Annotated in this window: 14 protein-coding genes; 7 read left to right on the top strand and 7 right to left on the bottom strand. The window is 46.2% G+C overall.

What is annotated here, in order from left to right:
* Positions 1-4: 4 nt before the first annotated feature.
* Complete coding sequence (locus tag J2T16_RS15650) at positions 5-790, top strand: glucose 1-dehydrogenase (RefSeq protein ID WP_221787486.1); 786 nt, start codon at positions 5-7, stop codon at positions 788-790.
* 86 nt (positions 791-876) lie between these two features.
* Here the strand turns inward: J2T16_RS15650 and J2T16_RS15645 are convergent, their stop codons facing one another.
* From J2T16_RS15645 to pdxR, 3 genes are read right to left on the bottom strand one after another with little or no spacing between them, the layout of a single operon-like run.
* Positions 877-1,323 carry a GNAT family N-acetyltransferase gene (locus tag J2T16_RS15645; RefSeq protein WP_499018697.1) on the bottom strand — a complete coding sequence of 149 codons (447 nt, stop codon included), beginning with the start codon at positions 1,321-1,323 and terminating at the stop codon, positions 877-879.
* Complete coding sequence (locus tag J2T16_RS15640) at positions 1,320-2,240, bottom strand: D-alanine--D-alanine ligase (RefSeq protein WP_499018695.1); 921 nt, start codon at positions 2,238-2,240, stop codon at positions 1,320-1,322. Before J2T16_RS15640 ends, J2T16_RS15645 begins: the two co-directional genes overlap by 4 nt.
* Positions 2,241-2,267: 27 nt before the next feature.
* Positions 2,268-3,725 carry a MocR-like pyridoxine biosynthesis transcription factor PdxR gene (gene pdxR / locus J2T16_RS15635; protein ID WP_499018693.1) on the bottom strand — a complete coding sequence of 486 codons (1,458 nt, stop codon included), beginning with the start codon at positions 3,723-3,725 and terminating at the stop codon, positions 2,268-2,270.
* 697 nt (positions 3,726-4,422) lie between these two features.
* Between pdxR and J2T16_RS15630 the strand changes: the two genes are divergently transcribed.
* Complete coding sequence (locus tag J2T16_RS15630; RefSeq protein WP_090921395.1) at positions 4,423-4,779, top strand: nucleotide excision repair endonuclease; 357 nt, start codon at positions 4,423-4,425, stop codon at positions 4,777-4,779.
* A gap of 241 nt (positions 4,780-5,020) precedes the next feature.
* Positions 5,021-5,767, top strand: coding sequence for a Bax inhibitor-1/YccA family protein (locus tag J2T16_RS15625; protein WP_221787678.1), 747 nt, complete (start codon positions 5,021-5,023; stop codon positions 5,765-5,767).
* Positions 5,768-5,950: 183 nt separating this feature from the next.
* On the opposite strand, the gene J2T16_RS15620 is transcribed toward J2T16_RS15625, so the two are convergent.
* Positions 5,951-6,493, bottom strand: coding sequence for an NAD(P)H-dependent oxidoreductase (locus J2T16_RS15620; protein WP_499018691.1), 543 nt, complete (start codon positions 6,491-6,493; stop codon positions 5,951-5,953).
* 199 nt (positions 6,494-6,692) lie between these two features.
* The gene (locus tag J2T16_RS15615) at positions 6,693-7,079 is read right to left on the bottom strand and encodes a winged helix-turn-helix transcriptional regulator (protein ID WP_221790055.1); all 387 of its coding nucleotides are present in this window, start codon (positions 7,077-7,079) and stop codon (positions 6,693-6,695) included.
* A 113-nt stretch (positions 7,080-7,192) separates the two neighbouring features.
* On the opposite strand from J2T16_RS15615, the gene J2T16_RS15610 reads away from it, so the two are divergent.
* On the top strand, positions 7,193-8,374 hold the full coding sequence (locus tag J2T16_RS15610; protein WP_221790053.1) for an MFS transporter: 1,182 nt from the start codon (positions 7,193-7,195) through the stop codon (positions 8,372-8,374).
* A gap of 152 nt (positions 8,375-8,526) precedes the next feature.
* Here the strand turns inward: J2T16_RS15610 and J2T16_RS15605 are convergent, their stop codons facing one another.
* Positions 8,527-9,339, bottom strand: coding sequence for a 4'-phosphopantetheinyl transferase family protein (locus J2T16_RS15605; protein WP_499018689.1), 813 nt, complete (start codon positions 9,337-9,339; stop codon positions 8,527-8,529).
* A gap of 83 nt (positions 9,340-9,422) precedes the next feature.
* Entirely contained in the window at positions 9,423-10,295 is an 873-nt protein-coding gene (locus J2T16_RS15600; protein WP_499018686.1) for an arylamine N-acetyltransferase family protein, read from the bottom strand.
* A gap of 283 nt (positions 10,296-10,578) precedes the next feature.
* Here J2T16_RS15600 and greA point away from each other — a divergent pair, with 283 nt between their 5' ends.
* From greA to rlmN, 3 genes are all read left to right on the top strand, one after another.
* Positions 10,579-11,055, top strand: a complete 477-nt coding sequence (gene greA / locus J2T16_RS15595) for a transcription elongation factor GreA (protein WP_090921402.1) — start codon at positions 10,579-10,581, stop codon at positions 11,053-11,055.
* Between the two features lie 312 nt (positions 11,056-11,367).
* On the top strand, positions 11,368-12,723 hold the full coding sequence (locus J2T16_RS15590) for a sodium-dependent transporter (RefSeq protein ID WP_221790048.1): 1,356 nt from the start codon (positions 11,368-11,370) through the stop codon (positions 12,721-12,723).
* Between the two features lie 153 nt (positions 12,724-12,876).
* Entirely contained in the window at positions 12,877-13,995 is a 1,119-nt protein-coding gene (gene rlmN / locus J2T16_RS15585) for a dual-specificity RNA methyltransferase RlmN (RefSeq protein ID WP_499018684.1), read from the top strand.
* Positions 13,996-14,015: the final 20 nt, after the last annotated feature.

Raw genomic sequence — 14,015 nt, 5'->3', positions numbered from 1 at the left:
TACCATGACAGAACGGTTCACCAATAAAGTGGTCTTGATTACAGGAGGTGGCTCGGGGCTTGGCCGGGCGGCTGCAGTAGAGGTCGCGCGAGAAGGGGCAAAGCTATCTCTGGTGGATGTTAACATGAAGGCACTGGAGGAGACCAAGCGGGTAATTTCGGAAGAAGTGAACGGAGCTGAGTTTCTGTTGATCGAGGGAGACGTAGCCAATGAGGAAGCGGTTAAGAACTATGTTCGGGATACCATGGTCAAGTTTGGGCGCATCGATGCCTTTTTCAACAACGCGGGTATTGAGGGCAAGCAGAACCTGATCGAAAACTATGAAACCGAGATGTTCAACAAGGTAATCGACATTAATTTAAAAGGTGTATTTTATGGCTTGAAACACGTGTTGCCTGTGATGAAAAAGCAAGGCGAAGGCTTTATCGTCAACACCTCCTCCGTGGGTGGTATTCGCGCTGTGCCTAATCAGATCGCTTATGGGGCAAGTAAACATGCCGTTGCAGGCATGACCAAGGATGCTGCGATTGAATATGCAGAGCATGGTATTAGCATCAATGCAGTAGCTCCAGGAGCCATTTTGACAGACATGGTTATCGGTTCATTCAAACAGATTAACCCAAATGACTGGGAGTCGGCGTCCAAAGAGTTTGTAAAGGACAACCCGGCCAAACGTCTGGGTGATCCCAAGGAAGTCGGACGTTTGGTCGCATTCCTGCTGTCCGGTGAATCGCCATTTATCAACGGAGCCATCATTCCGATTGACGGTGCACAATCTGCCAAGTACTAAATCAGTCAGGATAAGATCATGAAAACATAAATGTGCCCTTACAAGCCATATTAGTGCTTGGAAGGGCATATTTTGTTGTTTAGATTTCATCGAATGACATTTTTACTGAATCCGGTGCTGCCAGCCGTATAACCCATCCTCTGATAAAATGCATGCGCGGCTTCACGATCCGCACGATTGCCGCTGTTTAGCGACAGAGAGTCCGCCTGCTGTTCGGCCGCCCACTGCTCAGCTGCGAGTAGAAGCTGACGGCCGATACCGGAGCTGCGGTAATGCTCATGAACAACCAGTGCCATGATGCGGCAATGTCTGCCGTTCTTTTCATATGAATAGGATGTCTGCATGCCAATCAGTCCCACTACACGTCCGCGCACTTCGGCTACCAACGTTGTAAAATTGGCATCAGCAGCGATATGAGCATATCTTTCCTGCATCTCGGCGTAGGTTGTGGGGTATCCCAGTTGATCCATGAGAATAACCATCTCCTGTACATCCTGTTTGGTGCTATGCCGAATATTTACATCGAGACTCATACACGCGACAACTCCCCGGAACGTTCTTTAAGAGACAGATCAATGATGGTGTCGAGCAACTTGGCAAAAGAAATCCCCGCAGCGGCTGCACTTTTGGGTAGCAGGCTGTTTCGAGTAAGCCCCGGTAAGGTGTTTACCTCCAGCATGTAAGGCACCCCATCCCGAATGAGCATATCCACCCTGGCGTAGACACTGCATTTGAGTACGTTGTAACAGGTTAGCGCAGCGGCTTCTACGCGCTGATGTAGCTCAGAAGGTAGTTGCACGACCTGCTCATCCGCACCGTTATCATCATACTTGGCAGCATAATCAAAAAAGGCAGCATTGGCACGAATCGAGATCACGGGTAGCATTTTACCGTCTACAATGGCGCAGGTAATCTCTTCACCCTCAATATATTGCTCAATCATTACACTGTCATCCCAGGCAAGAGCAGCCTCTACTGCGGCAGGCAGGGCTGATGGCTCATGAACGATCTGTGTTCCAATGCTGGAGCCGCCTGAGTTGGGCTTGACGACCACCGGGTACGTTAAGTGCTGGACAGCCACAGAGGACAGATCTTGCATTCGATTCACTTGAAGCCAGTCTCCCGTGAGTACTCCGGCTTGCCGCATGAGCTGTTTGGACATGTCCTTATCCATGCATACGCTACTTGCAAGTACGCCGCAACCTGTATAGGGAATGCCTAGGGATTCAAGCGTGCCTTGCACCGTACCATCTTCCCCGTATTTTCCGTGCAGGGCAAGCAAGGCTACATCGATTCCATCCGATTTGTCGATCAAATCCCGTTTGGAATTCAGCTCAATCGGTACGACCTCGTATTTACTTCTGTCCAGATTCGCAATCATCTCCTGTCCGGTGAGCAGGGATATATCCCGCTCTGAAGATGTACCGCCCATAATAACGCCGACTCTCATGTGAAAATCCTCCTTAATGTTATTAAATCAATTCATCATGCTCGCAACCGTTTCCCCGATTATACGGATGCCTTTGCGGATGTTCTCGTCACTGACTCTGGAGAATCCAAGCCGCATGGTGTGGAGCCCTTGACCGGGCTCCAGATAAAAGGTATCTCCGGGAGTAAAGGTTACCCCGTTTACTTTACAGGCAGCTAGCAACTCTCTTGTTCGTACCTCTGTTGGAAATTGCACAAACAGATGCAAACCGCCTGCTCCGGATATTTGACACATCGGCAGATGCCGTTTGAGACAATGCACAGCGAGTTCATATTTTCGCTTGTACTCTGTACGAGCCCGTTTTAGGTATTTTTCAAAATTGCCGTTGCTCAAATATTGATATAACAGGGACTGATCCAGAGTAGACGTATGAATACTGCGCGCCCGCTTCATGCTTTCCAGATAATCGATCAAGGTAGCATCCGCGATAATCCAGCCCACACGCAGTCCGGGGAACAATACTTTGGAGAAGCTGCCGAGATAGAGAAGGCCGTTACCCTTACCCATACTGGCGATCAAGGGTGAGACATGGGAGCCGGAATAACGAAGCTCTTCGTTAAATCCATCCTCAATGATCGGAACTTGATATTCGTTCATTAGACGTATAATTTCAGTTCGTTTTGCAGGCGAAGTCACGATTCCAGTCGGATTGTGATACGAGGGCACAAGATATGCCAGATCATATGCATTTCCAGCCAGTTGTTGCTCTAGCTGCTTCAGATCCAGGCCATCCGGTTCCATATCGATACCGGTTAGTTGAAACTGGTGCAACTTCAGGTTTTTGATCGCCGTGTGATGTGTAGGATTCTCACAGAGTGCTTTACCGCTCTTCTTGCGCAATGCCCCAAGGACCAGGTCAAATCCCTCCGTAAACCCGTTCGTAATCAAAATATCCTTACCCGTAAGGTCGACCCCTTTGTTTTCCATGTAGTTCATCAAATAATTCATGAGCGGTTTATATCCTTGCGCGTAGCCGTAATTAAGTAAAACTTCTCCTTCAAGTGACATGCGATCCAGGAAGGCCCGTTTCACATTTTGAAGATCAAACAGTTTTTCATCCGGCGCAATGCTGGTAAAGGAAATTTCGCCGCGCTCGGCTCCTGAGCCATGTTTCATCAGATCATATTGCTCTGCCTGGATTGCATAATCGCTAACCTCCGCCGTCCAGTCTAGTTGCCAATGGATTGCATTGGTCTGCTGCGTCTCAATAAGTGTGCTGACGTAATTACCCTTTCCTTTGAGCGCATAGATCAACCCTTCTTCTTCAAGCTCTGCGTAGGCGAGCAGAATGGTGCTTCGGCTTACCTTCATCAACGTGCTCAGCTCACGGGTTGAAGGCAGTTTCTGATTGGATTGCAAACCGCCTTTTAACATTAATCGTTTCAAATAATCTTTGACTTGTATATATACAGGGCGGTCCTCCGTCAATTGCAGATCGGAATACATCCCATCACTCCCTCTACTGGTATCTTGCCATATTATAAACCCAGCAGAAAGAACCACGATACCTTTGTTTCGTAGCTAAGGTGGCCTGAGTTGTACGCACAACGGGAAAAAGCCCTGGCTCATATGCCGGGCTGGAGGTGAAGCCTGTTCAATTCTAAGGGTGTAATACTATTCTGTTCTAGCTACAGTTGAATGTTCTGACTAGTCTCTAGAAATACCTGTCTATATAATTCTAAGTGGATCAACTTCCTATGCTATATGCTTTGTCTATATTATTCTAATTCTAGATGATAAACTTGATGCTGTAATAAAAAGAAATCTTAAAAGGCTAATTATTGCCACTCAATGCTTGCTGCAATAGGTTTTCGTAAAGATGGTGATTCTACAATCTACTTCAAAGCTACGGTTCTTACTAACTGTACTCTTCTCGTGTGCACGTCACCGAATTCAGTATGAAAAAGATGAAACATGGTAGGCTCTATAAAACGAGCGTGGATACAAAGACATATGTCTTAGTGCCCAAATTCTTCCTCATACCCCTATAGTACCACTTTGAATCAGGGAAGTTAACCTTTTTTTTGAAATATTTGTCGCAAAAGCGAAAATTCCGTGAAATGTACTTCTTTTAACTCGAAATGGTGTCGGATTATGATATGTGTTAGGATGTATTTCTATAGAATATAAGGAAGTGAAATGGATGATTCAGATTACGGTTCCTACACCAGATGTGACCATTACCAAGCAGGAAAATCCGCAGTTAAGCCACATTTATGGATTTACTGATTTTCACCTGATTACGCGGGAGCAAGGCGGAATTTACATGTTTTATAATGCCGCAGGTGAGTTGTTATTTGTCGGGAAAGCGCGAAAATTAAGACCGCGAATCAAAAAGCATTTTGAAGATACAGTATCTCCAATGAAGAATCACCGCGACGAAGTCACAAAGATTGAAGTTTGTTTGGTAGAAGATCCAATGGATCGTGAAATTTATGAGACCTATATCATTAACACGATGCGGGCGAAGTATAATGTAGACAAAGTTCTATATAAGTAAGTAAACAAGTTTATTTAAGGTGCACAAGCAAGAAAGTAAGCTTGAATGCATTTAGGACATATGTCCTAGGTTCGTGTGCAGGTGGACAGGATGTGATCCATGGATTGCATCCAACTCCATTCCCTTTGCAAATATAGTTCTACGTAACAAATATAGAAGCTAAAAAGTTCACTTTTCAAGGAAGTAGCACTAGAAAATGGGTTTCACAGATTTACCCAATACATAAGAAGAGGTGATTGTGTTGATCGGTCGTAGCGGTAATCCTACACTTAAGGACAGCACGTTTGAGAACAGAGGATATGGAGGGGATCGGTACCAGAACTACATGACGATTAACGGCACGGTGAACAAAGCGTTCATCACGTTGATCATTTTGCTGGGCAGTGCATTTGCAACCTGGATGATGTTTTTCAAAGGACAAGAAGTGATGCCGCTTGCATATGGCGGGTTAATTGTCGGTTTTATTTTGGCGCTAATTATTTCGTTTAAACCGGTGGTATCTCCATATCTTGTACCGATCTATGCGGTAGCAGAGGGGATGTTCCTGGGTGCACTTTCGGCAAGTTATGAGTCCTTGTACAACGGAATTACGTTACAAGCTGCCTTGCTAACCATGGCGGTGTTTGTTGCCCTGTTAACAGCCTATAAAACGCGGTTAATCAAAGCAACAGAGAACTTCAAGTTAGGCGTAGTGGCTGCAACGGGCGGTATCATGATTATGTATTTGCTTAGCTTTGTGCTCGGTCTGTTCGGCATCACGGTTCCATATCTTCATGAGAACAGCCTGATTGGTATTGGCATCTCGGTTGTGATTGTCATTGTTGCCGCGCTTAATCTGGTACTGGATTTCGATTTTATTGAAGGTGGTGCAGAACAAGGGGCACCCAAGTATATGGAGTGGTACGGTGCCTTCGGGTTGATGGTCACGCTAGTTTGGCTTTACATCGAGATTCTTCGTCTGCTCAGCAAACTGCGGAGCCGCGACTAGAAGCACTGCTCAGCAGTGAGCCGAGCTATAAGATTGTGTCTGGTTTGATTGTGTTGCGTTGGTAACTTAAAGGGCTGCGTCAGGTCAATACAATAGACCTGAGCAGCCCTCTTTGAGTTGTTCGGCTTGCGGGCGGTTATTACCGTCGAGAAAGCTGGACCGAAGAGGACATCAAGAGCCGAATTATTGAACTTCGGTTTGCTCCGCAGGAGCGTTTACATACAGGAGATACTGTGATTGGCTATGCTCCAACTGCTCATCGGTTACATGAGATACATCATGAAGTGAATATGGAGGTAGGTAGTCTGCTCCAACATAACGTGCCAGTGCCTCCAGAGGCCGTAATAGCTCTTCAATCGTGAAGCGGTTGGTTCCGGCTGACTGATAAGATTCAGCTGTACCAAAAGTCGAAACGGCTGCGCCTATCTGTTTTCCTTGCAGCTTGCCCCCGTCAGGCCCATAGGCAAATCCGGCTTGAAGCACGGTGTCGAACCACCACTTCAGAAGTGGCGGGCTACTATACCAATACAACGGGAATTGGAAGATGATGCGTTCATGCTGCTCTAGTAGCAACTGTTCATGGCTTTCATTGATCGTTCCTTTGGGGTACTGGCGGTATAAGTCGTGCACGGTAATATGATCATGCTGCTGTAATTCTTGTACCCAAGCCTGATTAATCCGTGATGAGGCCAGATCGGGATGAGCGACAATAATTAACGTTTTCATAGTTATCTCTCCATTCTGCGGAAGTTGTGTTCGCCCTTACATCATAGTCAACTAACTTTATAAAAGTAAGTACGCACTTTTTAGTTCAATACTTACAAAGTAGTAAGTAAGCTGAAAAAGGCAGCCCCGCATGTTCATCATGCATAAGGCTGCCTTTTTGGATGTACGCTTACAGCTTACGGAGGAGACTAGGGATGGTCTAGCGATCCGCTGATAAGGGAACAGAGATTGGAGCAGGGGACTCCAGAGGGAGTTCTGTTGCGAACTGACTGCCCCACTGCTGTAGAAGACGGACGGCTGGCGTTAATTGTTCACCCAGTTCCGTTAAAGCATATTCTACTTTGGGTGGCACGACAGGATAGACTTTGCGGTTAACAATTCCTGCCTGTTCAAGCTCACGAAGTTGTTCAGCAAGCATCTTGTGGTTAATCCCGTCAATGAGCTTCTTCAATTCCCCGTATCGCTTTGTGCCATCCATTAGTTTGCATATTATTGTTGTTTTCCATTTTCCAGAGAAGAGAGAGACTGAAAGCTCAATTGGACACTGGTACTGCTTGCCATTGAATTCATATTGAATAGCAGACATTCTCTAACGACACTTCCCTTCTGGTAAGTTTTGCACGAAAAAGTGTGTACTTATCTTTTGTAAGTATATTTTGTATGCTTAGCGTTGTAAATAGAGATTATGGAGGTGGAAAGATGCGCAGGACGTTATTGGTTTATTTGGTTTCTCTGGCAGCGTTTTTTGGTCCATTCACACAAACCCTCTACTCGCCGTTGTTGCCAGAATTAGCAAATAAGCTTCAAACCTCTCAAGACGCTGTTAATTTATCAATTGCCATTTATCCGATATTTTTTGCTTGTATGCAGCTCGTTTACGGTCCGTTACTGGATCGATATGGAAGGCGTAAAATGTTGTTGATCGGATTTATGTTCTATGTATGTGCCACGATTGGCGTAGCACTATCTGATACGGTCACACAATTAATTATATTTCGAGCGTTGCAGGCTATTGGAGTTGCTGTTGGTTCGGTAGCAGCCATTACCATCATCGGAGATTTGTTTGAAGGAAAAAAACGGGGACGATCTATGGGGATCTATCAAATGCTGGTTGCACTCGGGCCTGGTCTGGGGCCAGTCGTAGGGGGCATTGTAGGACAACATTACGGCGTGGATCATTTATTTTGGCTTCTGTTTGCAGTGAGTTTATCGTTTTGGCTCATTTTGTTTGTGGGTTTGCCGGAGACATGGACGCCCCGTGTTAATGGGGGACAATTTCGGCTTCGGCAGATGACCGCGGTACTAAATCACCGCATCGGACTGGCAATTGTTGTACTAGGTTCTGTACAGTACGCAGTCTTCTATACGTTACTTGTGCTGCTTCCGAATATTTTGATCGAGGGATATGACCTGACGCCAAGCGGCATGGGTTGGCTGTTTATGCCTATATCGGTCTGTATCGTCATCGGAAGCATGATTGGCGGACGTCTGCAGGAGTATGTCGAAGCCAAAAAGTTGCTGTTGTTGTTAGCGGTCTTTAATATGATGTCCATACTGTTGTTCGTAGTGACAGCGTCACTGTCGATTTCCATACTGGCGATAAGTTTAGCCATATTTGGTTTGACTCTTGGATTATCGCTGCCCGTTCAGATTACGATACTGGCCGATGAAATGCCGAATCATCGAGCAAGTGCAACGGGAGTCTACAACTTTTTCCGCTATGTCTGGATGACAATTGGGCCAATAGCAGGTACGTCTTTCTATCGCTTTGGCTACAAGATTGAATTTTTAGTTTTCGTTCTCATTTTTGTCGTTGTCCTTTTCTTTATGTATTCTCGGTTCTTTGGGAGGACCAAAGAGTCCCGTTCTATGGAAGCCTAACGGTTCCATTTGAAGCGGAAGGACTAGTAATGACTATGACTACACCGCCCGCGCTCAAATACGTTACTTGCAGAGTTTCTTGGGGGGAGGCCCTGTACTTTGCTTCAATCCCCTCTCCCAACTGGGCTGGCATAATCATAAACACAAACACATCATCTCCCAGCGTTAGCGTCTTCCACTAGCTTGGTATACATCTGATCCAACGTCACAACTTCCGGTCTCATTGGCAGTTCACCATCGGCGGTGCAGGCAGCCAGCATATGCTTTGCATCCAGAGGCTGGCTGTAGAAACGATGGGGCATGACGCGTATGTTCTGATCACCTTCTGCATCGCTGCTCAGTTGCTCCCCTTTTTGCTGCAGCTTTCCTGTTAACTCTGCGTGCCCAGTTTGCGTGCAACACCAACAAAGATCGCCAACCTGTTGCCCTTGTACATACTGGCTTGGGAGAATAGCAAAAGAATCCAGCGGTAGCGACAGACCTGTGCCTATAGCTTTAATGTAGCTCTCCTTTAGCGTCCACAGGCGATAGAAGGTATGCAGCTGTTGATCGGCAGGCTGTGCTGCCAGATACGTATTCTCTTGTGGCGAGAAGAAACGCTCTGCGATCTGCAGGTCAATCGGTGCTATTTTCTCCACATCGACACCGAGTTCATCTTTACCTCCAGCAATCAGTGCAATCCAATCGCCGGAGTGCGAGACATTAAATTGTACATCAGCTTCGTGAGTAAGGGCGGGTTTTCCATATTTGTTACGGGTAAACGTAATCTCTCTATGTCCCAGGCCGGTCAATTTGCTTAACTTCACACGGGTCAGCACTTCACCTAGCACTGACCGATATGCATCTGCTTGATGCATGAAGCGTGAAGCCTGTGCCCGCCGCTCTTCAGAAACGAATGACAGAAAAAGATCCCAATATGGTTCAGGTACAACGGAGGGCACTTGCAGTACTTGTATAGTTATCATCATTTATCACCTGACGTTGTATTCGGCATGGATGACAGGCTTTCCTCTATATTTATCCTTATCTCGCGTTTTTCTCCAATGGATCAGGCTAGTTGTGTTTTTTTCCATTCTTCATGCGCAATCTGTATCCGTTCCCACATCTCCCTACGCTCTTGTTCCGTATAAATCACTAACGGTTCATAGAAAAGCTTGGTTAGTATGTCTTTCCACTCATTGTAATTTCGAATTTCTGTCTTGCTAATGCCTTCGATTCCATGCGTTCGAAGCACGCATCCCCTAAGCTCATAGCTGTGGGCTGTATCTCTCTGACGGAGCAGAAATGCGTTATGCCAGGGTGAATCCACGGATTGGCTGTAGAATTCATGCTTGGGAATAAACTCTTCCAGACGGGTAAGCTCCTCGGGATCATAATCCACTCCCATGCTTGGTCCGTTAGGCTCGTATTCAAGCCTCCATCCACCAGTAACAACGGAAGAAGGCATCAATGTATACGTAAACGGTGCGGGTCCATAGGCTCCGTAACGGAGAGGGAGCGGATCAAAAGGCATGCCTCCCAGACCGACATCTACAATCCAACGTTCCACATTCGGGTCCGCATCTGGCAAAGAGACGGACAGACCGAGATGGAACGAGTTCACACGTGGCTGTTCTCCATGCGGCTGAACGCCCGCGCGGTGCCAGTGCACCGTATATCCCAGGGAATGAAGTAAAACACTGAATGCGCCGTTCAAATGGAAACAGTAGCCACTGCGTCCTTGCAGGATCAACTGCACGGATTCTTGCAGATCGATGCCCGCAGGTCTACCTGCAAAAATATCGACCGTTTGCCAAGATAGATGATGGATATGTGCCTGTTGCATCTCGGCAAGGAATTCTAAAGTGGGTTTCTTGATCGTATCCAGGCCTATCCGTTTCAGATAAGCGTTTATTTCAGCTAGAGTCAATGTAACATTCATCTCGATCACCTCAATTCATATCATGGGCTGCAGGGGAAATGCCTCGAACGCTACTGCCCTGAATTCATTGTATAAGTGAGCATCTGAAATGCACACACAAGTTTATTATGATTGTACCGGTACAATTCTAATGATACTCATAGTGGAAATAGGGTACACATATATATTTTGCGCACGTTATATGATAAATGATAGTTTGGTTTCTTTTTCCGGGGTATGTTAACCGTTTGGAGTGGAAATAGGTTAGAATAGAGATAGATAGCAGGATTAGGAGATGGAAAACATGGCTAATGATGAAGTGATTTTGACACAGGAAGGTTTGGAAAAGCTGGAGGAAGAACTGAAGGAACTGAAAACGGTGAAGCGCAAGGAACTGGCAGAACGACTGAAGCTTGCGATCAGTTACGGGGACCTGAAGGAGAACAGCGAGTATCATTCAGCCAAAGATGATCAGGCATTTATGGAGACCCGCATTCTGATTCTGGAAAAGATGTTAACCAAAGCAAGAGTCATCAGCTCAGATAATATGGATTCCAATAAAGTAAGTATTGGTTCAACAGTGATATTGAACGACCTTGAGTTTGCTGAAAAGATCGAGTATCAGCTGGTCGGTCCAGCGGAAGCGGATGTATCCAACAGCAAAATTTCTTATGAGAGTCCATTAGGCAAAGAGCTGATGGGCAAAGAAGTAGGAAGTGTGATTCATGTCAATGCTCCAATGGGTGTAATCAAATATGAGTTGCTAGAGATCAAAATCTAGACAGCATCGAGCGAAAACAATACACATATGCGGGACAATACCCTGCGATATATAGACCATCTTTCAAAAAGGGGATGTTTCAGAGGCTATGCCAAGAGCTGTCTGAAACATCTTTTTTTGTTTTTTCCCAAGTTAACTAAGGGTTCATTGTTGATGGGTGATGGTTAAGTTTCAGGTTATTTTCCCATACTGAATTCATCCTGAAATCATCTCCAATTTGGTGAATTTTCGACAAATACTGATTTTTGCATGACCTGAAACGCGGACTAGTATATAATTACGGGAAAACTTTAAAGTGATGGAGTAGATACAATGAATTTGAGTAAGTCTGATCTAGACCCAAACAACGCTGGCAAAGGGGAACGCTTCTCGCGTGCCGGTTTTATTCTGGCGGCCATCGGTAGTTCCGTAGGTCTCGGTAACATGTGGAAATTCCCTTATATTACGGGCGAAAATGGGGGAGCAGCTTTCTTCCTGCTCTTTATTATCTGTCTTTTGCTGATTGGTTTGCCTGTCTTGCTTGCCGAACTTGCTATTGGACGAAGTGGACGGGGGAGCGCAGCAACTGCTTTTATTAAAGCAGGTGGACATAAAGGTTGGTTAGCGGCTGGTTTACTGCAAGTATTAACGCCTTTTATCATTCTGTCCTTCTACGTCATCATCGCAGGATGGACATTACAATATGCTGTAACTTCGTTCAGTGGCACGTTGTTTAATAATCCGGATTATGGCGCACAATTCGGCAGTTTTGTCGGTGGTTATATGCCGATTGTATGGCAGTTGGTTTCTGTCCTGATCACAGGCTGGATTGTAGCGAAGGGTGTATCGAACGGAATTGAGAAGTTTAACAAAATTCTAATTCCAGCCATGCTGGTTCTGTTAATTGTGTTGATGATTCGTGCCGTTACGCTGCCAGGGGCAGGTGCTGGAGTTTCCTTTTTCTTGAATCCGGACTTCTCCCAGCTTACAACGGAGTCGGCATTGGTTGCGCTCGGACATGCCTTTTTCTCGCTGTCGCTGGGTATGGGTATCCTCGTAACGTATGGTTCGTATGTGGATAAAAGCCAATCCCTGGGTGCGGCAACAGTTGCTGTTGGTGCGGGCGACTTGCTCTATGCCTTTATCGCGGGACTGATCATCTTCCCGACGACGTTCTCTTTTGGCATTGCACCAGACCAAGGGCCGTCCCTGATCTTCATTGCGCTACCTGCAGCATTCTCGGCAATGCCGCTAGGATTCCTGTTTGCCGGATTATTCTTTGTTTTGCTGGCAATCGCAGCGTTGACATCAGCAGTTTCACTGCTTGAGGTTCCCGTAAAATACTTCATGGAGCGTCTTTCCTGGAGTCGTAACCGTGCCGTGTGGGTCATCTCTCTCGCTGTTTTCATCGTAGGGCTACCTTCCGTGCTGTCGCTCGGACTGTTCCCAGAGTGGAAGATCGGATCGAAGAGTGTGTTCGACTGGATGGACTTTATGGCATCCAACATTCTGTTACCTGTAGGTGGATTGTTAGTTACAATCTTTGCGGGATACTTCTGGAAAACGGCTGCTGAAGCAGCTGGTCTGAGCTCCGGCTGGTTCCGCATCTGGCTCTTTATGCTTCGTTATGTCGCACCTGTTCTGGTTCTGCTCGTTCTGTTGCATACGTCTGGCATTATTCACTTCTAGGTCGTCTGCGCAGATTTACCAAGCATAAAACCTCTTGGAAGAAATGCAAAAGCCCTTGTGTTCCCTTGTTAATTTTGGGACAATACAGAGTAGAGGTTTTTTGGGTAAGACGACCGATGAGCCATATGTTTTTTGCGAAAAGAGGTTTATACCATGATTAAATCATCCATATATGGATTAACATTAGAGCAATTACGTACCTGGCTGCCCGAGCATGGGCAGAAGAAATCCCGTGCTTCTCGCATCTGGGAGTGGTTATACCAGGAGCGGGTTCATGATTTTAACGACATGTCCGATGTTCGTCAGGAATGTTTGGATGTGCTCTCTGAGCATTTCACCTTGAATTCAATGAGTGAACATGTGAAGCAGGAGTCAGCAGACGGTACGGTGAAATTCCTGCTCCGGTTGCAGGATGGCAACCTGATCGAGACGGTGCTCATGCGGCAAAAATATGGCTTAACTGTCTGTGTTACTACACAGGTCGGATGTAATATTGGCTGTAGCTTCTGTGCCAGCGGGCTGATCAAGAAGAGCCGTGATCTCTCCGCAGGAGAGATTGTAGAACAGATCATGCATGTACAGCGGCATCTGGATGCAGTTGGTCAAGGCGAGCGCGTCACAAACGTTGTGGTAATGGGCATTGGTGAACCATTTGATAACTTTGAACATATGAGCAACTTTATCGAAGTGATCAAGGATCGAAAAGGGTTAGCTCTCGCAGCGAAGCGAATCACGGTGTCCACAAGCGGATTGCCGGATAAAATCAAGGAATTTGCAGACAGCAGTCTGCAGGTGAACCTTGCGATCTCACTGCATGCGCCGAATAATGAGCTACGTACACATATCATGAAGATCAACCGGGCATTCCCGATTGAACAATTGATGGATGCGGTGGATTATTATTTGGAGAAAACAAACAAACGCATCATGTTTGAATACATTTTGCTTCGGGATGTGAATGATCAGCGCGAACATGCGGCTGAACTCGCAGAACTGCTGTCCAGTCGTAAGAGCATGGTCAGTGTGAATCTGATTCCGTACAATCCGGTGGATGAGCATAGCCAGTACCAGCGCAGTACGGAAGAGAGTATTCTGGGATTCTATGATACGCTGAAGAAGAACAACATCAACTCTACGGTACGTATGGAGCATGGTACAGACATCGATGCGGCCTGCGGACAGCTACGTAGCAAGCAGATGAAAAATGCGGAAGCTGAAGCAGATGTAAAAACAGCTGCAAAACCAGATGCCAGCCGTCTGGCTTTGGGATAAAAAACACAACAAACGCCTCT

The organism is Paenibacillus intestini, from assembly GCF_030803945.1.
Classification (GTDB): Bacteria; Bacillota; Bacilli; order Paenibacillales; family Paenibacillaceae; genus Paenibacillus; species Paenibacillus polysaccharolyticus.
Note: the sequence above shows the minus strand (reverse complement) of the source record. Positions and strands in the feature narration are given on the sequence as shown.